Consider the following 22,096-nt stretch of genomic DNA (forward strand, 5'->3'; position numbering starts at 1 on the left):
ATTCACAAGATGCAGACCGCTGCGCAAGCTAGGACGGATCAGCGCTTATCGGTGCGGGTGGCGGAGTCCATCCTGTCCCGGTGCGAGGAAGGGCTTCATCCGAATATTGCTAACAAATGGGGGTATGTCGCCGGGATGGCGCTTACCGCGTTCGGCTGGCTCGGCGACCATACGGGTGAGTCCCGCTACCATGACTTCGTCAAGCGGCATATGGACATCTTTGTTCATGAGGATGGCTCCATTCAGGGCTACTCCGTGGAAGAATATAACCTTGATCATATCAACAAAGGGAAAAATCTGCTGCGGCTTTGGAGAGAAACCGGCGATGCCAAGTATGAAAAGGCGGCACGCTTGCTTACCGATCAATTGGCCGGGCAGCCCCGCACGGACGAGGGCGGCTTCTGGCACAAGAAAATTTATCCGTTCCAAATGTGGCTGGACGGCTTATATATGTCCTCGCCGTTCATGGCGGAATTTGCCCGCACCTTCGGCGAGGAGAGCTGGTTCGATGAGGCGGCGCATCAGCTGCTGCTCGTGGAGCGTCGCACCCGCAACCCGCAAACGGGCTTGCTTCACCACGCCTGGGATGAAAGCAAAGAGCAGCGGTGGTGCGACGGCGCCACAGGCCGCTCCCGCCATGTGTGGGGCCGGGCAATGGGCTGGTACGCTATGGCGCTAGTGGATGCGCTGGAGCACTTCCCGGTCCGGCATCCGAAGCGCGGTCAGCTTGCCGGCATCTTTGAGCGAATGGCGCAAGCTGTCGTCCGCGTACAGGATCAGGAGAGCGGCGTGTGGTACCAGGTTATGGACTGCAACGGCCGCGAAGGAAACTATCTTGAGGCGTCAGGCTCTTGTATGCTGACCTACGCGATGGCCAAGGGGATTCGACTCGGTTACTTGTCTGAAGTAAGCCGCAAGTCGGTCGAACGCGCCTATGAGGGCATCCTGAGCCGCTTCGTGACGGAGGATGAACAGGGCGTTCATCTGCATCAGATATGTCAAGGCGCGGGTCTCGGGGGACGCAAGTACCGCGACGGCTCTTACGCCTATTACCTTAGCGAGCCGGTCGTCAGCGACGTGCTTATGGGCGTAGCGCCGCTGCTGCTTGCCAGTACGGAGATTGAGCGGCTGCGGGAGGGCGCAGCAAAATGAATGAGGGAAGCACGGCCAATCGGCTGGTGATGACGTATCCCGCCTCATGGTGGCGAAACATGTGGCGGGAGGCGCTCCCTTCGGGCAATGGAGTCATAGGAGCTTCGGTGTTCGGTGGAGTGCAGGAAGAAACCATAGTGCTCAATCATGCCAAGCTATGGCACTGGGGGCACCGCGATGAGCTGCCGGATGTAAGCGCTACCTTGTCCGAAACACGGCGGCTTATGGATGAAGAACGATTCCTTGAGGCCAGCTGGCAGCTGGCGAATGCACTGAAGGAGCAGGGATATGCCACAAGGCTCGCTTCCCGGTTTCCCCTAGCGGCGATTCGGCTGAATATGCCGTGTAAACACGCTTTTCGTCAATATCGCAGAACTCTCGACATGGAAACCGGAGAAATCACGGTTGCTTGGAAGGACGGGTCGAGGTCGTTTGAAAGAAAGCTCTTCGTCTCTCGGGCGGATCAGGCTGTAGTGTATCGGTTGTCGGGAGCGGACGGCACGGTCTCCGGAGAGATCGGCTTGCAGCTGCTGCCGAGCGATCGCTTCGGAGATACCGAGCAGTTCAAGGAGCTGGCCGGGACCGTGGAGATCCATGCAGACGATCAAATGGTCTGGTACGCGGCAACCAACGATGACGGTACGGATTTTGGCGCGGTAATGAAGGTGCTGCCGGATAAAGGCGTCTCAAGCGGGGCGTCGGAGGTCATTCGCTTCGAGCAATCGTCCGGCGTGCTTATCGTTGTCAAGACGTTCGTGCTCGGCGACCGCAAGAAGGATTGGCCCCGGCTCATGCAAGAGCTCCACGAGCTGACCGGGACGTACTCCACATATGATCAATTACTGGAGAGGCATACCGAGCTTCATGGCCCTTTGTTCCATTCCGCTTCTCTTGAGCTAGGGAATGGGCAAGAGGGTACACAGTCGAATGAACGGCTGCTGCTCGATGCTTACGAGGGAGAAGCTCCGGACAGTTTAATCAGCAAAATGTGGTCCTACGGCCGTTACCTGTTCATTAGCGGCACCTCCGCCTCGGCGGATGCGGAGCCCTTCGGGCTGTATGGACTTTGGGGCGGCGATTACAAGCTTGTCTGGTGCCATAACATGGCCAACGAGAATATCCAGATGATGTATTGGCATGCGCATGTCGGAGGGCTGGAACCGCTGGTGCCGACCTTATTCCGCTATTATGAAGGGCTGATGGACGATTTTCGAAGCAACGCTCAGAAGCTTTACGGCTGCCGGGGCATATATATTCCGGCGGGAACGACTCCGGGCGTAGGGGTGCCGAACCAAATTGTCCCGGTCATTCTGAATTGGACGGGAGCGGCCGGCTGGCTGGCGCGGCATTATTACGAGCACTTTCGGTATACCGGCGATGTGGAATTTCTCAAGAAGACAGCGCTGCCGTTCATGCTGGAGACGATGCAGTTCTATAAGGACTTCCTGGTTACCGATGAAAACGGGCTTTATAAGATATACCCTTCCGTCTCGCCTGAAAATACGCCGCAGAACTATATGCCGACCGACGGTAAGCCGCTGGCGCATCCAATGCCGACAACGATCAATGCTACGATGGATGTGGCCATTGTTAAGGAGCTTCTGCAGCATCTGATAGAAGCGCACGACGCAATAGGCGTCGAACCGGCTGCTGCAGCGGAATGGAAGCGGATGCTGGAGCTTCTGCCAAACTACCGGGTAAATGAAGAAGGGGCTGTCTGCGAGTGGATTCATCCCGCTTTTTCGGACCGTTACAATCACAGGCACTTGTCCCATCTATATCCTGTTTTTCCCGGCAATGAAGTGACGCGCGAGAACGCTCCCGGCTTATTTGAGGCCTTCGATACCGCGGTACGCAAGAGGGAAATTGGCGCTCAGAGCGGCTGGTCGCTCGTGCATATGGCCGCCATCTACGCGCGGCTCGGCGACGGCGACAGTGCTCTGGATTGCCTTAACACCCTAACCCGGTCTTGCTTGCTGCCTAACCTCTTTACACTGCATAACGACTGGAGAGGCATGGGGATCTCCATGTCGATGCCGACGGCGCCGGTTCAGCTCGACGCGAACCTGGGCTGGGTCAATGCCGTTCAGGAGCTTCTGCTGCAGGTATCGCCGGGGATGATCAAGCTTCTTCCGGCACTGCCGGGACGCTGGAGCCGGGGAAGGCTAACCGATTGGAGATTCCATACCGGCCGCGTCTCGATGGAGTGGAATCGGGAAGACGGCACGCTGCGAGCGGAGCTCCAAGCCCACAGGGACACTCAAACCATAGTAAAGCTGCCCGATTGGGCGCAATTGCATAACCAAACATTAGAACAGCTGAAGCCATCTACGCTCGGCCCGTCTTACTACGAACTTCGACTGCACAGCGGCGACCGCCTGAGCTTGTTTTAACCGACCGATATCCTATGCTCGATCCGCCGGAACGCATCCGTTCCGGGATAAATCGATAAAATCATGGTGGGGGATGAAAGCATGAATTGGAAAAAGGTAATTAGCTCAGCCGCGCTGGCAAGTGTAGTCACTGCGGCGCTGACCGCCTGCGGAGGCGGCGGGGAGGCCGTCAAGCCTGCGGATGTGAAGCCTGCGGCGGACGATCCGAACGAGAAGGCGGAGCTTGTCATTTACTCCAATAGCGGCGACTCGCAGGAGAGCTGGAATGAGCGCTTCGGCAATGCGCTGAAAGAGAAGTTTCCCAATTACACAATTACCTACTTGCAGAAGCAGCCTAATAACGGGTTGAAGGAGCTGCTTACAGCCGGCCAGACGATCGATATTTATTGGGATTCCATCGGCGGCTTCATGGACGGTCTCATTAACAACGGGATGCAGCTGGATATGACCGATCTTGCCAAAAAGCACAACGTCGATATGGGGCGCTTGGAGCCGGTTGTAGCAGATTCCATCAAACAGATCGACAGTGCGAAGATGTACGGCATCCCGGTGTTCAATAACAATATGGTGCTGTATTATAATAAGGACATCTTCGATAAGTTTGGCGTTCCCTATCCTAAGGATGGCATGACCTGGACGGAAGCCAATAAGCTGGCGAAGGAAGTGACGCGCTCCGAAGCCGGAAAGCAATACGTGGGGCTTTCGTCCTCGCAAACGCACATGCTGCCGATGAACCAATTCTCTATACCGTTCGTCGACAGTGCGAATAAACCGACGATCTTCTCCAACGAGAAATGGAAAGAATATTTCGAAACCGTATTTGTCGAGCCGGCCAAAGCACCGGGCTACCGTGAATATATGAGGGCGCATAAGGACGCGATGCCTTACCGGAACGAGTTTTTGAAGGATCGGGAGCTTGCGATGTTTGCTTGGCTTTCTTCCATCGTGTTCGTATTCCCGGAGGATTTCCAAGCGATGAACTGGGATATGGTGTCGCTTCCAACCTTTGAAAGCTTGCCGGGCGTTGGCTCGCAGCCGTATCCGACGTACTTTGCCGTCACCTCCATGTCGAAGCAGCCGGATCAAGCGATGAAGGTCATTAAACACCTTATTTCGGATGAGGTTCAGATGAAGCTGTCCAAGTTGGGGGTTATGCCTGTTCTGAAGAATGAAGAGGTCAAGAAGGCTTACGGACAGGAAAGCAAGTTTAAGGACAAAAATCTCAAGGCTTCGTTCTATAACAAATTTGCTCCGATGGCGACCCAAACGCTGTTCGATAAGACGCTGCTGACCCCATACGCTAAAACGGTGCCGAAGCTGATGCTCGACCCTGATTACAATACGGTCTTCCGTGCTGCGGAAGAGGAAACGACCAAGAAAATCGAAGAAGCCCAAAAGGCGACCAAATAACTCAAAAGCGCTAAGCTCGCCCTTCTGCCGTCCAATCCGTGCGGGGGCGGGCTTTCGTCCCCTAAAAGGAGAAGATGTATGAGTCGAATGACATGGGAAGAGCAATTCCTTCATCCGTCGGAAGAGTACACACCGATTCCGTTCTGGTTCTGGAACGATAACTTGACCGAGGAGGAGCTGCGCAGACAAATTCACGATTTTGCGGAAAAAGGCGTCATGGGCTTCGTGATTCATCCTAGAATCGGCATCCCCGAATCGATCCCTTACTTGTCCGACACGTACATGAATCTTGTGCGGTTCGCGGTCAAAGAAGCGGCATCGCTTGGAATGAAAGTGATTTTGTACGACGAAGCGATGTATCCTTCCGGAGCGGCTAAGGGGCTTGTTGTTCAGGGGAACCCCGAGTACGCCAGCCGAGGCTTGAAAATGGTCGAGAAGTCCGGAGCGGAACGCTTGGTATTGTCCGATGCGCTGGGAGAGGGGGACGTACTCGTTTCGGTGCAAGCGGTAAAGAAATCCACAGAGGGAAGCATCGATCCGGCGGACTCCGTCCTCCTGTATCCGGTGGAAGACACCGTTTCCTTGGAGCAGCTGGAGGGGGAAGCGCCGGAATGGACGATTCTCCTATTTATCGAGACGTTCTCCAAAGGAACGATCCGCGGGATCCACTTCGGGGAGGATGACGGAGAACCGAATGTCCCTGCCTCCGCCGACCTGCTGAACCCGGCCGCGACCGTCAAGTTTATTCGGCTCACTCATGAGCGATATTACGAGTGGCTGAGGGATGAATTCGGCACCACCGTCATTGCTATGTTTACGGACGAACCGGAGATTATGGGACGCAGACATATCAAGGGCCTGAAATCTTGGACGAAGGACTTCTTAGCCGATTTCATCGCGGAAGGGAACAAAGAGCAGGAGCTGCCGCTGCTTTGGCTTGACAGTACCAACGGGTCCGCTTCCGCGGTGCGTGCGAAATACCGCAAAGCGGTTCAGAAGCGGATGACGGCATCCTACTATAAACCTCTGAGCGAATGGTGCGAAAAGCACGGCATTGCGTTGACCGGTCACCCTGCGGCAAGCGATGATATAGGATTGCTGGAGCTGTTCCAGATTCCGGGACAGGATGTCGTGTGGCGGTGGGTCGCACCGGAGAACAACCTCGGGCTGGAGGGTAGGCACAGCACGGCGGCCAAGTGCGCCTCCGATGCGGCGAGACACCGGGGAAGACGCCGGAATTTAAATGAAGTGCTGGGCGTATGCGGTAAAAATAACGACTGGAACCTGAGTGCAGGGGATATGAAATGGTACCTGGACTGGTTGTTTGTCCGAGGCTGCAATCTGATCAGTCCGCACGCCTTCTATTATTCCGTCGACGGACCGCGCCGATTTAACGAGAGACCGCCCGATGTAGGGCCGAACAACATTTGGTGGCCGCATTACAAAACGATTGCACAGTATATTAAGCGGATGAGCTGGCTCATGACGGATAGCCGCAACCAAGCCTCCATCGCCGTTGTATGTAAAGAGGATTCACTGCCTTGGCGTATGGTGAAGCCGCTTTACGAGAATCAATGGGAGTTCAATTATTTGGAGGAGAAGCTCCTGACGACGGCCGGCATCGTCCTTGACGGAAGCATTCGCATTGCCGGGTACGAATATACCATGGTGCTGCTAGAGGAAGGAGACGAGCTGGAGCCGGAGACGGTGCGTTTCCTGAATAAATTTAAGGAACAGGGTGGAGCGATCATTTGTCTCGCTGCTGAAGATGGTGCAAAAGGCCAGGTCGATGCGACTGCGGTTGTATCCGATGTGAACGGGCTGGTGTCCGCGATAGAGCCTTACGCAGCTCCAACCGTACGCTTAATACCGGGCCACGCTGATATAAGAGTAACGCATGTGATTAAGGAGAACCAGCATTTTATCGTTGCAGTCAATGAAGGGGAAGTATCCTATCAAGGCAGCTTGGAGACCGTCGTCACAGGGTACACGGAGCTTTGGGATGCTTGGGCGGGCACCGTCCGTCCGGTCCATCCCTTGCCGTCGGAAGCCGGACAGCGGGTTCAGCTGGACCTGGAGCGCCGACAAAGCGTTGTGCTTCGTATTGATCCGTCCAGAGCATCCGGATCGGATCAGGCTCCGAAGCCGTTACGTGCACGTAACGCCTATGTTCTATCGGAGGGCTGGAGTGTCCGGGAGCACTCGTTACCGGCCGAACCTCCGGCGATCGGCTCGTGGTCGAATACGGCCGGGCTGGAGCATGCGTCCGGTACGGTTCGTTACAGCTGTGCATTCGAATGGGATACGGATGTGCTGCCTGAACGATTGGTCCTTGATCTGGGCGAGGCTTATGAGATTGCCGAGGTCAAAGTAAACGGGAAGGAAGCCGGCGTTGTCATGTGGTCGCCTTACCGGTTTGACGTGACTCCTTTTGTGATCAAGGGAGAAAACGTGCTTGAGGTGACCGTTACCAATAGTTTGGCGAACCGCATCGACCGGCTGCAGCTGCCGTCGGGCTTGATCGGTCCGGTGACGCTGACGGCATTTGAGTAACGGAATAGCAAAGCAAAGGGGACTTATTTGCTCCCGCAAATAAGTCCCCCTTAGGCTGCGGCTATTTTTTCAATGAGCCGGTAACCGTCACATTTGAAAATTTCGACGTGTTATAGTTGTTGATCAGGTTGTTCTCTCTCGCGGCTTCCACCGCCATCCCGATGTAAACCTCTCCAAGCCCGGACAGCTGTGTGGACGATACTTGTCTCCATGTGGTGCCGTCTTGGGAGATGGAGCCGGTAAGCGTGTCTCCCGCCTTGGTCAGCTTTAACCAATAAGGCGTGTGCAGGCCTGCGATCGGCGGTGTTTCGGTAAGCGGCGATCCGGCATGATCCCGGTTGTAGAAGACGGCGACATACGCCTCTCCGCGTACGGACAGAGCCATCATCGCTTCCCGCGCGCCCGGCTCCAGACTTTCACGGATCATAAGTCCTGCCCGGTTGTGCGGTGTCACATCGGTGATGTGGTCCACACGGGCAACGATCTCTCCGTCACCGGTCAGCTTTCGATAAGCGAAGTGGAAGGAATCGTCCTCCCGCCAGTTACCGGAGCCTTTCAGGGTGTAAACATCATCCGTCACAGAGGTGTGTCCGGGAATAGCCGGATTGCCTACATCGGCAGATACCCACGGTGCCGTGCTGCCGTTAGTATTGACATGAACAGGCACCGCCGTCGAGTCCGCCTGCGTCCCGCTGTTGTCGAAGGCTCTGGCCATGACGAAGTAGGTACCGTCCGCTACATGGTTCCAAGTCATCTGGAAGGGGGCCTTGGTGTCCTCTCCGATTTTTTGGCCGTTGGCGTAAAACTCTACCTTATCCACACGTCCATCCGGATCCGTTGCATCCGCTGCGATCACAACGGTTCCTTTGCTCTGGAACTGCTGATGCTGCTCGGGCTTGGTCAGGCGAACGATCGGGCTCAATGTTCCGTTGCCGACGAGAGAGTTCAAGTAGCTCTCCAAATTCGTATATCCGTCGGCGCCGGTCCCATTACGGTCCGCAGGATCTGCAGGGTTCAGCCCATGACGAAGCTCCCACTCATCGGGCATACCGTCGTGATCCGTATCCACAGGGGCAGGCAAGCTGGTAAGAGCAGGCCAGCCTCCGACCTCTGTCTGAGAGTTGATCTGCCGGCCAGTACGATCCCGAACGTCGTTCACGAGGCGGGCGTCAACGGAATCTCTCTTCGGCAAAATGGCACCTGCTTGCTGCAATACAAGCTCATAAGCCTCCTTTGGTGTATGGGTCGTGACCGGATAGGCCGGCACCGGTTCGGTTCGCACCTGTTTACCGGCGTCCAGAACGACGCCGAGCATGTTGTTTGCGGTTACTTCCGGGTTGCCGTCGACATAGTTCCCGGCAATATATACGGAGCCCCGCGAGCCTGTCTGCTCGTGCAGGCGCGCCCTTTTGTCAATCACGGTGTCCGGTCCGTACTTAAAATAGTTGTTGATCATATTCAGCTCGGAGGCATCTCCGCCATAGGCGGATTGATAATTCCAGTTATAAATGACGTTGTTGCGGAAATCTAGTGTCGGGTCTTCCTTCACCGTGCCCTTGAAACGGGCATTCCGGCTGGCGTTATGAATCAGCAGGTTGTGGTGGTAGGTGGAGTTTCCCGCGCCCCACAAGCCGCCGAAGCCGTGCCGTCCTTTCTTGTGCTTGGACATATGCAGCGCTTCCCCTACGATGGACCATTGTACGGTTGTATGTTCGTTCTCGTATGGGGAGAGCACTTCATCGATCGCCCAGGTGAAGGAGCAATGATCGATGATAATTTGCTTGTGCTTGCGTATGGACATCGCATCCTCTTCTCCAAGAGGGATGTCGCCTAAACGGAACCGCAAATACCGGACAATGATGTTGTCGGCTTCAACAATAACAGGAAAATGATTGATGCTGATGCCGTCCCCGGGGGCCGTCTGACCGGCGAGCGTCAGGTTGGAGGAGCGTATAATCAGCTTTGATTTCAGATCAATGTTCCCCGAAACCCGGAACACGATGGTCCGATTGCCTTGGCTGACCGCGTCCCGCAAAGATCCGGGACCGGAGTCATTTAAGTTCGTGACCTCATATACCTCTCCACCACGTCCGCCGGTCGTATACATGCCTCCGCCTTCGGCCCCCGGGAATGCCGGCAGCTGGCCAGCCGGATCCGATGCGAAAGCGTCAGGTTGGATCAGCGTGGCCGCAAGCAGGGGAGATAGCAGCAGGGCGGTCCACTTTTTCACCTTCTTCATCATTCACAGCTCCTTTGTTATTGAATGGGATAACAGGGATATTATGACATGAAGGCACTTTCATAAATATAGGCTTCGTTTGGTTTTGTATAGGTCAATGCTCGTTCCTGCGCAGTACAAGAGGAAATGATTCTGGAGGTGTTGCGATTATGGGTATTCAAGTATCGGAAGTTTTCCGCTTCAGCCCCCGTTTCCGTCCCGGCATGCATATTTTTGTGAATTATGCCCTCGAAGCTTTCCGTACCCCACAGCATTCTCACGACGCATTCGAAATGAACTATGTCAGCGAGGGCAGCGGCTATCAGTACATTAACGATCGGGTTGTTCCCGTGAAACGCGGCGATTTGTTTCTGCTGCCCATCGGCACCAGCCATGTGTACCGTCCTTCCACGTCCACCGAAGACAACAGCCTGACCGTGATCAACTGCGTCTTTCGATTGGAAGCGCTTCCTATGTTCCAGAGCTTTCCGCCGCCGGGTTCGCTGCTTGAGCGGGCACTCTACCGACCTTCCAGCTTGCCTCATCCTTGGCTGCAATTTCATGATAAGGACCATGTCCTGTACGATTTGTTTCTCACCCTGCTGACCGAATACCGCCAGGCATCGCCCGGCTACCATGTGATCGTCCAGTCGTTGTTTCATCAGATTGTGGCGATGCTTCACCGCATGTCCGAGCAAGAGGATACCGCTCTGCCGGGCCGGCAGAAGATTGAGGAGGCGATCCGCTTCATTCGCAAAAGGTATCATGAGGATATCACTCTCAAGGAAGTCGCAGGCCATAACTATGTAAGCACAAGTCATCTGCATAAGCTGATTAAGCAGGCAACGGGCAGCACCTTCACGCATTACCTGCAGAACTTGCGTATCCAGCGCAGCTGTGAGCTTCTCCGAACAACAGATATGACGGTACAGCATATTGCCGAAGCCGTCGGGTACCGCGATATGAAATTTTTCCATCGTCTTTTTCGGAAGAAAACCGGCATGACGCCGAATGAATACCGCAAACATGGAGTTCCCCTCCTGGGGGTAGGAGGGGAGTAGGGGGCTTACCGGAATTACCCCAAAGGAGTAATAAGCTCAAGTCCGTTCATATAGGGCCGCAAGGCTGCAGGGATGCGAATCGAACCGTCCTCCAGCTGATGATTCTCAAGCAAGGGAATCAAGATTCTTGGGGAAGCGACGGCGGTATTGTTCAAGGTGTAGCAGTAGCGCAGCTTTCCCTGTTCATCCCGGTATCTGATATGGGAACGCCTTGCCTGAAAATCGAGCAGGCTCGACGACGAATGCGTTTCCCCATAGGCGTTGCGGCTGGGCATCCAGGTTTCGATATCGAACTGCTTGTAGGTTTTCTGCGACATATCTCCTGTGCATACGGCCATGACCCGATACGGCAGCTCCAGCAGCTGAAGCAGCTCTTCTGCGTTTGCCGTAATTTCTTGCAGCAGCTCTTCGGAAGCTTGGAGGCTCGCCTCGCATAAGATCACCTGCTCGACCTTGGCGAATTGATGGACCCGGTACAGTCCGTGGACGTCTCTTCCCGCCGAGCCCACTTCGCTGCGAAAGCAGGTGGAGACGGCAGCCAGCTTGATAGGCGCCGATACATCCACCACCTCCTTGGCATAGTACGAGACGAGAGGAACCTCGGAGGTGCCGACCAGCCAGGCGTCGTGTCCTTCCAGACGATAGACTTGATCTGCGCCGAGCGGGAAAAAGCCGGCACGGGTTAAAGCTTCTTCTCGCACAAGCAAGGGAACCTCCAGCAACGTAAAACCCTTGACGAGAAGGAGGTCTAACGCAAGCTGCTGTACGGCCCTGTGCAGTTGTGCTCCCACGCCCCGAAGATAGTAGTGCCGTGTCCCCGACGTCTTCACCCCGCGGGGGACGTCAATCATATGATGAAGCTCGCCGAGAGCTACATGATCTCTAGGGTTGAAGGGGAACAGGGTAGGTTCGCCTACGCGCCTCACTTCGACGTTATCTTCGTCGGAGGTACCGACCGGGGTGTCGTGCGATACGATGTTCGGCACCAGCAAAGCCAGCTCATTGAGACGGTTTTCGGCCGCGGCAAGCTCTTGTTCCAGCTCACGCAGCCGAAGGTTCAGCTCCTTTACACGGCGCTTCAGGTGGTTGCTCAGTTCCGCATTGCCAAGTTTAATAAGATTACTAATATTATTAGTATTCTCATTTCTCTGCTGCCTTACCTGATCCACCTCTTGCTGAAGCTTACGCCTCCTGACTTCACAATCCAGCAGTTCCTTGATGGAGACCGAAATTCCCTTCCGGTCGGCCGCCGTTTGCACCTCTTCCGCATGTTCTCTGATCCACTTGATCTCCAGCATCACACCGCGCTCCTTTTTTGTAAAAATACAAAAAGCGCCCTCATCCTTATGGGACGAGGAGCGCTTGTCTCGCGGTGCCACCCAAATTGATTGAACGGTGTCGCCCCTGCCGGGACTACCCTTCAATCCACTTTCGTTCCGCGGTAACGGGCGGGTCCGGTTAACTTAGGGGCAAGGAAGCCCTTGGCGAGAACGCCTCCGAGTTGGATGCTCTTCACTGGCATGATATCGGTGTGTGATTTTGTAGTAGTATACCGTATTCCGGAGGAAACATTCAAGTGTCGGATCGCAAGATGGGCAAATTCTTATGTGCCTGATTAATTCACCTTTTGAATAGAGAAGTTGTCAAATCGGGCATAGTTGGTGCTGCTGGGCGCAAAATCCGAGGTGCTTCCTCCGTAGAAGGTGGAGAAGTAGAACGTATCGATTTTCTTCGTGGAATCGTTCATGTAACGAAGATTCGTCCGGTTGATTTTACGCGTGCCGTTGATCCATACCTCCAGTATGCCGTTGTTGTTGTTTGCCGTATTGAGCTTGACTCGGAGCTTAATGGTAACCCAGCTTCCGGCGGGTGCCGAAAATCCGGTCGAAATATCTTCCCCGTAGGTGCCGGACTGGTCCAAATGATACACGTATGCCACCAGTTCTCCGTTTGCTCTCCACATCATACGGGTACTGAAGCCTTTGCCGTCAGGAACATCTCCCCCGGTATTACATTCGCCTCCGCAGATCCCCGGCAGCTTTCCGCCTTTCACCCATTGAAAGCCGCTGTCGAATTTCACCCGGTATTCCGCCGTATACTCCGTACCCGGGTCGAGCTGCGCTTTAAAGGAGCCTCCCGAATTTTGGGAGCCGATTTGGCCCGGAGGGTAGGTAATCCGCAAATGCCGATCATTTTCCCCCGACACGAACAGTCGGCTGCCGCCGATAAGCCAGTTAACGGCACCGAAATCGGTATTGGCCATCGATTGCGAGTAGGTCTCTCCGTAGTTCCAGCGACTGAAGTCAACATTGACGCTGGAAGGGGCGGCGGACACGATGCCAAGGCAGGTGGTCAAAGCGAGAATAAGGGCTAAAGGCATGAGCGTTTTCTTGGTGAGAAACCATGATTTCATAATAAACATTCCTTTCTTTTGTGGGATGGTGAAGCGCTTACGGGGCTTATTCTATCACCATTCGCTCCTTCGTAATTTTGCTGCATTGCACGCTTCTTTTGTTGTGTTGCTCGATTTGACCGCAAGAAGGTTCCGTTCTTGATTCGGGTCTTGTATTCCGGTTCGGAACCGCATACACTGAAAATGGTAGTAATTGAAATCGATTACAAATAGCTGCCGGAGGGATCGGAGTGAGGGTATCTCATAACGTCAATGTGGGGCTAAAGCCGTTTTATTTGTTTCACAAAAATAAGACGGTTGGAAGCGTGTTTGAGAACTTCCATGCGCATCAGGGGATGGAGTTTTTATTTATCTATCACGGTCAAGGTACGCTGAAGCTAAGCGGCCGTACATACCAGATCCGGTCTGGATCGATTCTGATTTTTCAGCCGTTCGAAGTGCATCGTTTGGTCCTCGAACGCGATGATCATATCGGATATGTACGGAGCATCATTATTTTTGACGCGAATGTCCTGAATCATTACCTGATTCCGTTTCCTGCACTGCGTCGTTTTTTTCAGCATCTATGGAAAGGGAAGCTGGAATCCCCCGTATTTGATGTTTCGGAGCAGCTATGCGAGTTTACCTTCCTTTACGAGAACCTGCACCGGAGTCTGAAATCCCAACCGAAAGAAGAGCATAACGAAATTTTCGTCCTGTTTATGATCGCCTTTCTGCAAAACCTGCGTCCTTACAGCACTCGGACTCCAAACGGAGAGGGAACTGTCGAGCAAAGGAAGCAGCACTATGCGGAGTTGATTATGCAGTGGATTGAGGAGCATTATACGGAGCCGTTCGTACTCGAGAAGCTGGCGGCAGATCTGCACTTAACGACCTACCACACATCCCGCTTGTTCAGGAATGCAACCGGCAATACAATTACGGATTACCTTATCGCGCGCCGGTTAAAGGAAGCCTGCCTGCTGCTGCAAACGACCAAGCTTTCGGTCGAAGAAATCGGCATTCGAGTCGGCATACCGAATCCTTCTCATTTCTGTACCATCTTCGGTAAAAAAATCGGTCTTACGCCGGCCGGATTCCGCAAGATGATCCTCCATACTTGAACGGAAAGGGCAGCATGCCGAATACCCGGTTGCTGTCTTTTTTCGGTTGTTTGATAAGGGTTATAATAGAGATAGGAAGGGTATGCGAGCATCGAGAGGGGAAGAGGATGAAAATGGAAACGGAAAATCATCAGTGGAACCTGAATGTAAAGCCGGAGGCAATGGGGCTGTACTGGGACGGGCCTGATTTTAGGCTGACCGCGGGAATGGATGCAGACTGGGAGGGCGCCGATTCTGGGAAGGAATGGGTATTCCAAGAGCGTATTCAAACGGAGGTGCCGGGGACGCCAGGTACGGCATCTTCACAGCTGGTTTCGGATCGCTTTACTTGTGGTTCGCTTGAATGTATTCGGCAAATAAAATATCGGCAAGCGGATGCGTCTTCCATCGAGCTGCGCTTGATCGCACGAAACATCGGTGAAAGCATTTTACGGCTTCACCGGTTGACGCCGCTGGTTATTCATGATCAGCATCATTTGTGGTTGGGAAATCGTGATGCTGCGGATTGGGTTTTCTATCGGAGCGGACGGCAGAAGAACGATCTCCCCTCCGTTTGTGTGCTGGGCCGCAATGATGGAGCCTATATGGACGCGCTCGTCGGCCTGAGCGAGACAGGCAAATATGCCGCATCTACTGATAAGCCGCTGAACGAGATTGTCAGTGACGAGCTGAGCGTAATTGCGGGTGGCACGAAGGCCGGTTCGGCCACTCTGTTAATCGGGTTTGTAGAGGGAGTGCGCCAATTGTCCGAATGCCGCATCCGCTTGGATGAGCGCAAGCAATCGCTGGAGCTGCTGGAAGCCTCCTGCCTGCTGGATGGAGTGCCGCTTGAGCCGGGCGAGGTGCGGGAAGGGGAATGGCTCCGCCTGGATACAGGCGAACCGTTCGAGGCAACGAATCGCTACGTGCAAGAAAAGAAAGAAAAGACGGGATCCTGTGCGACGCCCAATCCGCCATCCGTCTTCTGCACATGGTATTATTACGGCGATACGGTGAGTCAGGAGGATGTGTATACGAACCTCCAGGCGTTACGGGACCGGCAGTTTCCCATCGATGTCGTTCAAATAGACGAGGGATGGGAGCAACGCTTCGGCAACTGGGACGGTAACCACAGGTTCCCGGACGGCATGGAGAAGGTTGCCCGGGAAATTCAAGCGGCAGGTTACCGTCCGGGGATCTGGACCGCGCCCTTCTTGGTCGAGCCGCGCAGCGACATGCGGTTCCATCACGATGATTGGCTGCTCAGGGATAAGCATGGCGACCCTGTCCTATTTTATATGAATAACACGGATAATCTGGTGTGGGACGTTACCCATCCCGAAGTGCAGGCTTGGATCGAGGGTCTGTACCGGAAGCTGACGGCTTGGGGGTATACGTACCACAAGCTTGATTTTACCCGCGCGGTTGCTTTGGATGCTGAGGTTCAATACTATAATCCGAAAGCGACCCGGGCCGAGGCCTACCGGATGGGTATCGAGGCTGTACGCAGAGGGATCGGCGAAGAGGGATATCTGCTGATCTGCGGCGGGCTGTTCAGTGCGCCATCAGGACTGGCGGATGCTCATCGCACCAGCTCGGATGTGCTTAGCATGTGGTCGGAGTGGAAGGGGAAGCAGGGCGGCAAGGTAGCTCCCTTTACCATTAAGCAGAACGTGCTCCGCTATTGGATGAATGAGCTATGGCATAACGATCCTGACGCATTGATGGTTAGACGGCAAGAGCACAAATTCCGTTCGCTTGATCTTAGTCTCGGCCTCTTGAACGATGAGGAGGCACGTACGACCGCGCTCAATCAATACTGGGGCGGCGGCTTGGTCTGCTTCACCGAGCCGATGGCCGAGATCGATCGCGACAGAATCGGTTTAATGCGCCATCTGAGTCCGGCCCTAGGAAGTGCTGCCGTTCCCCGCGATATGTACGAGAGCAAGCAGTACAGCAATCGGTTCGACGTGAAAGTGGACAGAACCGAAGCGGGCCTTGGCATATGGCACACCGCCAGCATCGTGAATTGGGAGGATGTGCAGTCGGAGGTCGACGTTAGGCTAGATGAGCAATTGGTGGGACATTTTGCGTCAACGAATGATAGCTAAACTGTGGCTGATTTCTGGAGCGGAAGCATCTGGAGGAATTTGAAATACGGTGACCGGATCCCGCTTGGAGAGCTTGCCCCGCATGCAACGCACCATTTGCGAATTACGCCTGAGATGACTGCAGAACCGCAGCTCGTCTACACCAATGGCCATTTCTCCATGGGTGGTACAGAGGTGGAGAGCTTGCGTTATTTCGGTCAAAGCGTCGAGCTTCGCATCCATTGGCCTTGGGACTACCCGGTAACCATGGTCTTGCGCGCGCCACAAGGGAAAGCATGGAGCAACGGGCAGCAAGGACCCGCGCAATGGCTCGCGGAAGGGGAATACCTGCGTATCCTGCTAAAGGATCGATTTGCCGGGCGGCTGAGGCTTGAGCTTATATAGAAGCATGACATTGGAAAGTCTGTCTGGCCGTTCATTCGGCTTGGGCGGACTTTTTTTCTGAGATGGAATAACCATGAGTACGTTGTACTTTCCCGATGTTCCGGACTATATCAAGCAATAGCCGGTTCCCATCCCTGACCTTGCATGGTACAATAGAAGGAGAGGTTTGCACACGTGTGCAAATATATCCTAAAGATGGGTGGCGAGCTAATGAAAGTGTTGGTTTTGGGCGGTACAGGTGTCATCAGCAGTCAAATCTCGCAGCAGCTGCTTGATGCCGGGCACGAAGTGACGATCTTCAACCGCGGCTCGAAGAGCCTGCCGCAAGCGGAGCGTTACGAATGGCTGGTCGGGAGCAAATCGGAACCGGAGGCGTTCCGCACGTTGATGTCGGGACGAAGCTTCGATGTCGTGATTGATATGATCAGCTTTACCGAGCAGGATGCCCGCCTTACTGTGGATACCTTCCGCGGAAGTGCTGTTCAGCTCATCTTTTGTTCCACTGGAGCCGCGTATAAGCGACCTTTCCGTACCACACCGGTTCGCGAAGACGACGAGCTGCTGTTCGACGATCCGGGCTTCCCTTATGCCTATGAGAAGGCTCAAATGGAGCTATATTTGAACGGACTCAGCCAAGAGGATGGACCCGCCGTAACCATCATCCGGCCTTCATTAACGTATGGCATCGGAGCGGCGAACCTGGGCGTATTAAGGCAAAATTACAACATTGTTCATCGCATTCGCAATGGTCTCCCGCTGGTGATGTTCGGGGACGGCAAGCTTCCATGGAGCTTTACCTTTGCCCCGGATTTGGCGAAAGCCTTCGTGGGAGCAGTGGGGAACGAGCGCACCTACGGTCAGGCGTATCATGCCACGAGCGAGGAGAACCGGATATGGGACGATTTATATCTGGAGTTCGGACGCATTCTTGGAATCGAGCCGAACATCGTCCACTTGCCGACGGAGCTGCTGATGAAGGTGGATCCCGGGATGTTTGCCCATCTTCATTACGAGAAGAGCTACGCGGGTCTGTTCGATAACTCGAAGGCGAAACGGGATATTCCGAATTTTCAGGTGACGATTTCGCTGAATGAGGGACTGCGGATGATGCTGAACTGGTATGAGAGCGAAGGACATACCGTGGATGCTGATAAAATGCGGCTGGAGGATCGGCTCGCGGCAATCCATGCGGACTGGAGCCGAACCATGGGGTCGTTCGGGGCACAGTAGACGTCATGCAAATAGGCGGGGTGGCTACCTATTAGGGGTAGCTCCCGCCTCTTTTATTGAGTTATTTCATCAGCTCCCGAATGCTTTTCCACTCCGCAAGGTGTTGTTCCAAATCCGTAATCAGCCGGTCGACTCCGGCCACAAACTCGTCTCTATGCTGCACCCGGGCACAGGACTGCGCAACCTCTTCCAGCAGGGGACTATAAGCCGGGAGGGCGGTAAGCAGCTGCTGCAGCTCGCCTTCGATAGGCGTGACTGCCGGTGCTTCGCTCTGAAGGGCAGGCGGGGCTTCCAGCTCTTTAACGCCCCGCTCGGATTTTCCCTTCTTCGCCGCCGCGGGCTTCGGCTCCTGCTGGGATCGGGCCCGTTCCGCCTTGTTGTGCTCATATACCGACCAGGTCTCCAGAAGTCCCGGACCTGATTTCAACAGAAGCTTGTCCTTCGTGCCGGCGGCAATTTCCTTATCCTTAAAAAGCTTCGCAATCTTCTTCACATCGCTTACGGGCAGCTCGTCCCTTGCGATGATCAAGGCCAAAGGATCCCTGTGCTCGAGCGGCAGATCTTTGATCGGCAGCAGCTGATCCTCGGTCAGCCTGTCTTTCCGTATCTCCGTCCCGCTGACGACCAGCTTGCGGACCGCCGTGCCGAACTTGAGTAAATCGAGCTTGTTCTTTATGTACGATTCCGGCTTGCCCAGCTTGCTGGCCAAAAACTTGGTCGATGCCGTAAATTTCGGATCGTTCAGCAGCTTATGGAACGCCTCTGCCTCCTCGATGGGGGTGAAGCCGCTTCTCGTTAAGTTCTCGGCAATTTGCTCCAAATAAATTTCCACTTCATCCGTAACGTTCGAGACGATGCAGGGGATCGTCGGCAGGCCCAGCGCGAGGCAGGCTTTGTACCGCCGGTTGCCGTAGATGATTTTATAACGTCCGTCCTGCGTCGTTCTTACCTTAATCGGAGAAAGCAGTCCAAGCTCCTCAATGCTCTTGACCAGCTCCTCGAGAGATTCCTCGTCAAATTGATATCTCGGCTGATCCTTATCTTCCTCAATAAGGTCAATACGTATTTGGGCGATGTCCATTCGTCGATCTCCTAATCTCTTGAATCTCTTAACGTATCTATCAAGCACTATTATAGCTTACAAGCCTGTGAAGGGGGAAGCTTCGATCAACGTAAGGGATCTATCAGGGATCTATCAGTACTTCCGCCTGACGAGATCAGCTACAATAGGTATAGAAGAAGGAGGGAGAAGATGAACTTCATTTATCTTTTGTTCAAAAAGAGGAGCTTTCAGATCGTACTGCTGCTGCTTCTCCTCGTTTATTTGAATAACAGCTCCTTGCTGGCTCCGGACCGTGAGGGCACGCCTCTGCTGCTGGCTCACCGGGGAATGGCGCAAACCTTCACCATGGAAGGCATTACGGGGGATACCTGTACGGCAGAGCGCATCTATCCGCCGGAGCATTCTTACCTGGAGAATACGATTGCTTCCATGGAAGAAGCTTTTAAGGCCGGAGCGGATATTGTGGAGCTGGACATTCACATCACCAAAGACAACCAGTTTGCCGTATTCCATGATTGGACGCTTGACTGTCGGACGAACGGGAAGGGCACAACCCGGGATTATTCACTGGCTGAACTGAAGCAGCTGGATATCGGCTACGGCTACACGGCTGACGGCGGACAAACATATCCTTTTCGCGGAAAGGGAATCGGGCTGATGCCTTCCTTGGATGAGGTGATGGAGCATTTTCCGCGGCATTCGCTGCTGCTGCACGTCAAAAGCAACGATCCCGAGGAGGGTAGACATCTGGCGCGGTATTTGTCCATCTTTCCGGAGGAACGCCGAGAGCTGATAACGGTGTATGGCGGAGACCGGCCGATCGCCTCGCTTCACGAGGAGCTGCCCTCCGTACGGGCCATGTCAAAGCAAACGATGAAGGCTTGCCTCATCCCGTATGCCGCCATGGGCTGGACCGGATACATACCGAAGAGCTGTCAGGGGACGCAGCTGCATATACCCGAAGATATCGCTCCGTATTTATGGGGCTGGCCTAACCGCTTCCTGCAGCGGATGGAAGAATCCGATACTCGTGTTATTGTCACCGGAGGGAACGGAACGGAATTCTCCTCCGGCTTCGATTCCCTGGAGGATGTCAAGAGATTGCCTAGGGGCTTCGACGGGGCCATATGGACGAATCGGATCGATCGGCTTGCCAGGTGGGATCGCGTCATTCGATAGGTGCAGCTGCTAACCGCGATCCCACTTCCAATAATATACTTTCGGCAGATGAAGCTTGGGTGTATGATGGAGATAATCAGCAATAAGTGTCATTGAGACGAAGGAGACGAGATTCCAATCCACGGCTTGCTTAAACATAGGCACATCCCCTTTTATCCATATATTTCTAATGTATTCGGGGGAGGAATGTCCTTATGCTGATTCGAATCCATGCCTTTTGATGAAGGGAGCTTCTTATGACATCGATTGTCGTCTTGGACGGTTACACCTTAAACCCTGGGGATCTGAGCTGGGATGAACTAAAGCAGCTGGGAGAGGTGACTCTATACGATCGGACCTCACCGGAAGACATTCCTTCCCGGGCAGCCCATGCGGAGATCGTATTAACTAACAAAACGCCGCTATCCGGCGAGACCTTGGCGAAGCTCCCGAAGCTTCGTTATATCGGTGTGCTTGCTACCGGCTATAACATCGTCGATATTCATGCTGCAAGAGAACGAGGCATTCCTGTAACGAATGTTCCTGCCTACAGCACCCAATCGGTCGCCCAGCTCGTCTTCGCATTGCTCCTGGAGCTGTGTCATCGAGTGCGGCTGCACAGTGATGCGGTCCATTCGGGCGAATGGACGAACAGTGCCGATTTCAGCTTTACCAAGTCGCCGCTGGTGGAGCTGGCCGACAAGACGCTCGGGCTTATCGGCCTGGGGAGAATCGGGCTGCAAACCGCCCGTATCGCACAAGCCTTCGGTATGAGGGTCATAGCCGTAGGCAGCGGAAGAAGTCAGCCTGAGGCCTATGAGGGGATCGAGCGGGTCGATCGGGAGACCTTGTTCCGGACTTCCGATGTCGTAAGTCTGCATTGTCCGCTCACCCCGGAAACGGAACGTATGATTAACGCGCAATGGCTCCGGCAAATGAAGCCGACAGCGATCTTGATCAATACGTCGCGAGGAGGGTTAATCGACGAATCGGCGCTTGCAGAAGCTCTGCATAGCGGAGCTATAGCAGGAGCCGCACTGGATGTACTCTCGACGGAGCCCCCGGGCGAAGACAATCCTCTGTTGAATGCACCGAATTGTATCATCACCCCGCATATTGCCTGGGCCACAAAGGAGGCGCGCTCACGGTTGATGGATGCTGCAGTGGAGAATATCCGCTGTTATCTTGCGGGGCAAGCGGCGAATGTCGTCAACGATGTGTGTGAAGTAAAATAAACGAGAGCAAGGGTGAAGGCTTTGATCATTTGGATCAACGGTGCGTTCGGCTCGGGGAAAACCCAGACATCGTATGAGCTGCATAGAAGACTTCCCCAATCGATGGTCTTTGATCCTGAAAACGCGGGCTTTTACATTCGAAAAAGCATACCCCGCGATATCGCCAAAAGCGATTTTCAGGATTATCCGATGTGGAGAGAAATTAACTTCAGCATGCTGAAATATTTATCAATGGAATACAGCGGCTGTATCATTGTACCGATGACGATCGTGAATCCCTCGTACTTTCAGGAGATTGTCGGAAGACTAAGAGCGGATGGAGTGACGGTGAAGCATTTTACTCTATGCGCTTCCAAGGAAATGCTGCTGAGGCGGCTTCGCAGCAGAGGCGAAGGGAGGCAATCGTGGGCGGCACAACAGATCGACCGATGCCTGGCAGGGTTGTCCGACGAAACCTTCCGGCATCATCTGGACACCGAGCATATGACGGTTGCGGCGGCGGCCGAATCGATTGCCGCGATGCTGCAGCTCCCCCTTCGCCCGGACCCGAGAGGTAAGGCTGCCAAAGCAAGGGACCGGCTTCTCACCCAAATTAGACATATCCGGTTTTTCAGCTGACCGAAGGGCTGTCCC

Annotated in this window: 18 protein-coding genes; 12 read left to right on the top strand and 6 right to left on the bottom strand. The window is 54.3% G+C overall.

The annotated features are described in order from the left end of the window. The first annotated feature begins 9 nt into the window (after positions 1-9). The 4 genes from RAC89_RS24095 (at position 10) to RAC89_RS24110 (ending at position 7,508) form a co-directional block, all read left to right on the top strand. Positions 10-1,152 carry a glycoside hydrolase family 88/105 protein gene (locus tag RAC89_RS24095; protein ID WP_306616291.1) on the top strand — a complete coding sequence of 381 codons (1,143 nt, stop codon included), beginning with the start codon at positions 10-12 and terminating at the stop codon, positions 1,150-1,152. Next, positions 1,149-3,545 (top strand): glycosyl hydrolase family 95 catalytic domain-containing protein, encoded by a 2,397-nt coding sequence (locus RAC89_RS24100; protein WP_306616292.1) that lies wholly within the window; start codon positions 1,149-1,151, stop codon positions 3,543-3,545. The genes RAC89_RS24095 and RAC89_RS24100 overlap by 4 nt, the downstream gene beginning before the upstream one ends. A gap of 81 nt (positions 3,546-3,626) precedes the next feature. Then, on the top strand, positions 3,627-4,955 hold the full coding sequence (locus RAC89_RS24105) for an ABC transporter substrate-binding protein (protein WP_306616293.1): 1,329 nt from the start codon (positions 3,627-3,629) through the stop codon (positions 4,953-4,955). A gap of 78 nt (positions 4,956-5,033) precedes the next feature. Beyond that, positions 5,034-7,508: a glycosylhydrolase-like jelly roll fold domain-containing protein gene (locus RAC89_RS24110; protein ID WP_306616294.1), complete on the top strand. Its 2,475-nt coding sequence runs from the start codon at positions 5,034-5,036 to the stop codon at positions 7,506-7,508. A gap of 61 nt (positions 7,509-7,569) precedes the next feature. Here the strand turns inward: RAC89_RS24110 and RAC89_RS24115 are convergent, their stop codons facing one another. Further along, on the bottom strand, positions 7,570-9,747 hold the full coding sequence (locus RAC89_RS24115; protein WP_306616295.1) for an Ig-like domain-containing protein: 2,178 nt from the start codon (positions 9,745-9,747) through the stop codon (positions 7,570-7,572). Positions 9,748-9,896: 149 nt separating this feature from the next. Here RAC89_RS24115 and RAC89_RS24120 point away from each other — a divergent pair, with 149 nt between their 5' ends. Continuing rightward, positions 9,897-10,787, top strand: coding sequence for an AraC family transcriptional regulator (locus RAC89_RS24120; protein ID WP_306616296.1), 891 nt, complete (start codon positions 9,897-9,899; stop codon positions 10,785-10,787). 14 nt (positions 10,788-10,801) lie between these two features. On the opposite strand, the gene serS is transcribed toward RAC89_RS24120, so the two are convergent. The 3 genes from serS to RAC89_RS24130 form a co-directional block, all read right to left on the bottom strand. Continuing rightward, on the bottom strand, positions 10,802-12,085 hold the full coding sequence (serS, locus tag RAC89_RS24125; RefSeq protein ID WP_306616297.1) for a serine--tRNA ligase: 1,284 nt from the start codon (positions 12,083-12,085) through the stop codon (positions 10,802-10,804). A 165-nt stretch (positions 12,086-12,250) separates the two neighbouring features. After that, positions 12,251-12,403, bottom strand: coding sequence for a hypothetical protein (locus RAC89_RS31860; protein ID WP_483874693.1), 153 nt, complete (start codon positions 12,401-12,403; stop codon positions 12,251-12,253). Next, positions 12,403-13,200 (bottom strand): polysaccharide lyase, encoded by a 798-nt coding sequence (locus tag RAC89_RS24130; RefSeq protein WP_306616298.1) that lies wholly within the window; start codon positions 13,198-13,200, stop codon positions 12,403-12,405. Before RAC89_RS24130 ends, RAC89_RS31860 begins: the two co-directional genes overlap by 1 nt. A gap of 230 nt (positions 13,201-13,430) precedes the next feature. On the opposite strand from RAC89_RS24130, the gene RAC89_RS24135 reads away from it, so the two are divergent. The 4 genes from RAC89_RS24135 (at position 13,431) to RAC89_RS24150 (ending at position 18,007) form a co-directional block, all read left to right on the top strand. Beyond that, positions 13,431-14,303 carry an AraC family transcriptional regulator gene (locus RAC89_RS24135; protein ID WP_306616299.1) on the top strand — a complete coding sequence of 291 codons (873 nt, stop codon included), beginning with the start codon at positions 13,431-13,433 and terminating at the stop codon, positions 14,301-14,303. Positions 14,304-14,410: 107 nt separating this feature from the next. After that, positions 14,411-16,393: a glycoside hydrolase family 36 protein gene (locus tag RAC89_RS24140; protein WP_306616300.1), complete on the top strand. Its 1,983-nt coding sequence runs from the start codon at positions 14,411-14,413 to the stop codon at positions 16,391-16,393. A 3-nt stretch (positions 16,394-16,396) separates the two neighbouring features. Continuing rightward, positions 16,397-16,777, top strand: a complete 381-nt coding sequence (locus RAC89_RS24145; protein WP_306616301.1) for a hypothetical protein — start codon at positions 16,397-16,399, stop codon at positions 16,775-16,777. Between the two features lie 210 nt (positions 16,778-16,987). Next, positions 16,988-18,007, top strand: a complete 1,020-nt coding sequence (locus tag RAC89_RS24150) for an NAD-dependent epimerase/dehydratase family protein (protein ID WP_306616302.1) — start codon at positions 16,988-16,990, stop codon at positions 18,005-18,007. A 61-nt stretch (positions 18,008-18,068) separates the two neighbouring features. On the opposite strand, the gene RAC89_RS24155 is transcribed toward RAC89_RS24150, so the two are convergent. After that, positions 18,069-19,088: a ParB/RepB/Spo0J family partition protein gene (locus RAC89_RS24155; RefSeq protein ID WP_306616303.1), complete on the bottom strand. Its 1,020-nt coding sequence runs from the start codon at positions 19,086-19,088 to the stop codon at positions 18,069-18,071. Between the two features lie 171 nt (positions 19,089-19,259). Here RAC89_RS24155 and RAC89_RS24160 point away from each other — a divergent pair, with 171 nt between their 5' ends. Next, positions 19,260-20,249, top strand: a complete 990-nt coding sequence (locus RAC89_RS24160; protein ID WP_306616304.1) for a glycerophosphodiester phosphodiesterase family protein — start codon at positions 19,260-19,262, stop codon at positions 20,247-20,249. 9 nt (positions 20,250-20,258) lie between these two features. On the opposite strand, the gene RAC89_RS24165 is transcribed toward RAC89_RS24160, so the two are convergent. After that, the gene (locus RAC89_RS24165; protein WP_284645495.1) at positions 20,259-20,387 is read right to left on the bottom strand and encodes a hypothetical protein; all 129 of its coding nucleotides are present in this window, start codon (positions 20,385-20,387) and stop codon (positions 20,259-20,261) included. Positions 20,388-20,485: 98 nt separating this feature from the next. Here RAC89_RS24165 and RAC89_RS24170 point away from each other — a divergent pair, with 98 nt between their 5' ends. Both RAC89_RS24170 and RAC89_RS24175 read left to right on the top strand, forming a co-directional pair. Continuing rightward, entirely contained in the window at positions 20,486-21,463 is a 978-nt protein-coding gene (locus RAC89_RS24170; protein WP_306616305.1) for a D-2-hydroxyacid dehydrogenase, read from the top strand. 21 nt (positions 21,464-21,484) lie between these two features. Beyond that, positions 21,485-22,081, top strand: a complete 597-nt coding sequence (locus tag RAC89_RS24175) for an AAA family ATPase (protein WP_306616306.1) — start codon at positions 21,485-21,487, stop codon at positions 22,079-22,081. Positions 22,082-22,096 lie beyond the last annotated feature (15 nt).

The sequence above is a fragment of the Paenibacillus sp. GD4 genome, from assembly GCF_030846225.1.
Lineage (GTDB): Bacteria > Bacillota > Bacilli > Paenibacillales > NBRC-103111 > Paenibacillus_G > Paenibacillus_G silviterrae.

What these genes read in the sequence shown, in the direction of transcription:
- RAC89_RS24095 (WP_306616291.1), top strand. Translation starts at nt 10, where the DNA reads ATGCAGACCGCTGCGCAAGCTAGGACGGATCAGCGCTTATCGGTGCGG.
- RAC89_RS24100 (WP_306616292.1), top strand. Translation starts at nt 1,149, where the DNA reads ATGAATGAGGGAAGCACGGCCAATCGGCTGGTGATGACGTATCCCGCC.
- RAC89_RS24105 (WP_306616293.1), top strand. Translation starts at nt 3,627, where the DNA reads ATGAATTGGAAAAAGGTAATTAGCTCAGCCGCGCTGGCAAGTGTAGTC.
- RAC89_RS24110 (WP_306616294.1), top strand. Translation starts at nt 5,034, where the DNA reads ATGAGTCGAATGACATGGGAAGAGCAATTCCTTCATCCGTCGGAAGAG.
- RAC89_RS24115 (WP_306616295.1), bottom strand. Translation starts at nt 9,747, where the DNA reads ATGAAGAAGGTGAAAAAGTGGACCGCCCTGCTGCTATCTCCCCTGCTT.
- RAC89_RS24120 (WP_306616296.1), top strand. Translation starts at nt 9,897, where the DNA reads ATGGGTATTCAAGTATCGGAAGTTTTCCGCTTCAGCCCCCGTTTCCGT.
- serS (WP_306616297.1), bottom strand. Translation starts at nt 12,085, where the DNA reads ATGCTGGAGATCAAGTGGATCAGAGAACATGCGGAAGAGGTGCAAACG.
- RAC89_RS24130 (WP_306616298.1), bottom strand. Translation starts at nt 13,200, where the DNA reads ATGAAATCATGGTTTCTCACCAAGAAAACGCTCATGCCTTTAGCCCTT.
- RAC89_RS24140 (WP_306616300.1), top strand. Translation starts at nt 14,411, where the DNA reads ATGAAAATGGAAACGGAAAATCATCAGTGGAACCTGAATGTAAAGCCG.
- RAC89_RS24150 (WP_306616302.1), top strand. Translation starts at nt 16,988, where the DNA reads ATGAAAGTGTTGGTTTTGGGCGGTACAGGTGTCATCAGCAGTCAAATC.
- RAC89_RS24155 (WP_306616303.1), bottom strand. Translation starts at nt 19,088, where the DNA reads ATGGACATCGCCCAAATACGTATTGACCTTATTGAGGAAGATAAGGAT.
- RAC89_RS24160 (WP_306616304.1), top strand. Translation starts at nt 19,260, where the DNA reads ATGAACTTCATTTATCTTTTGTTCAAAAAGAGGAGCTTTCAGATCGTA.
- RAC89_RS24165 (WP_284645495.1), bottom strand. Translation starts at nt 20,387, where the DNA reads ATGTTTAAGCAAGCCGTGGATTGGAATCTCGTCTCCTTCGTCTCAATG.
- RAC89_RS24170 (WP_306616305.1), top strand. Translation starts at nt 20,486, where the DNA reads ATGACATCGATTGTCGTCTTGGACGGTTACACCTTAAACCCTGGGGAT.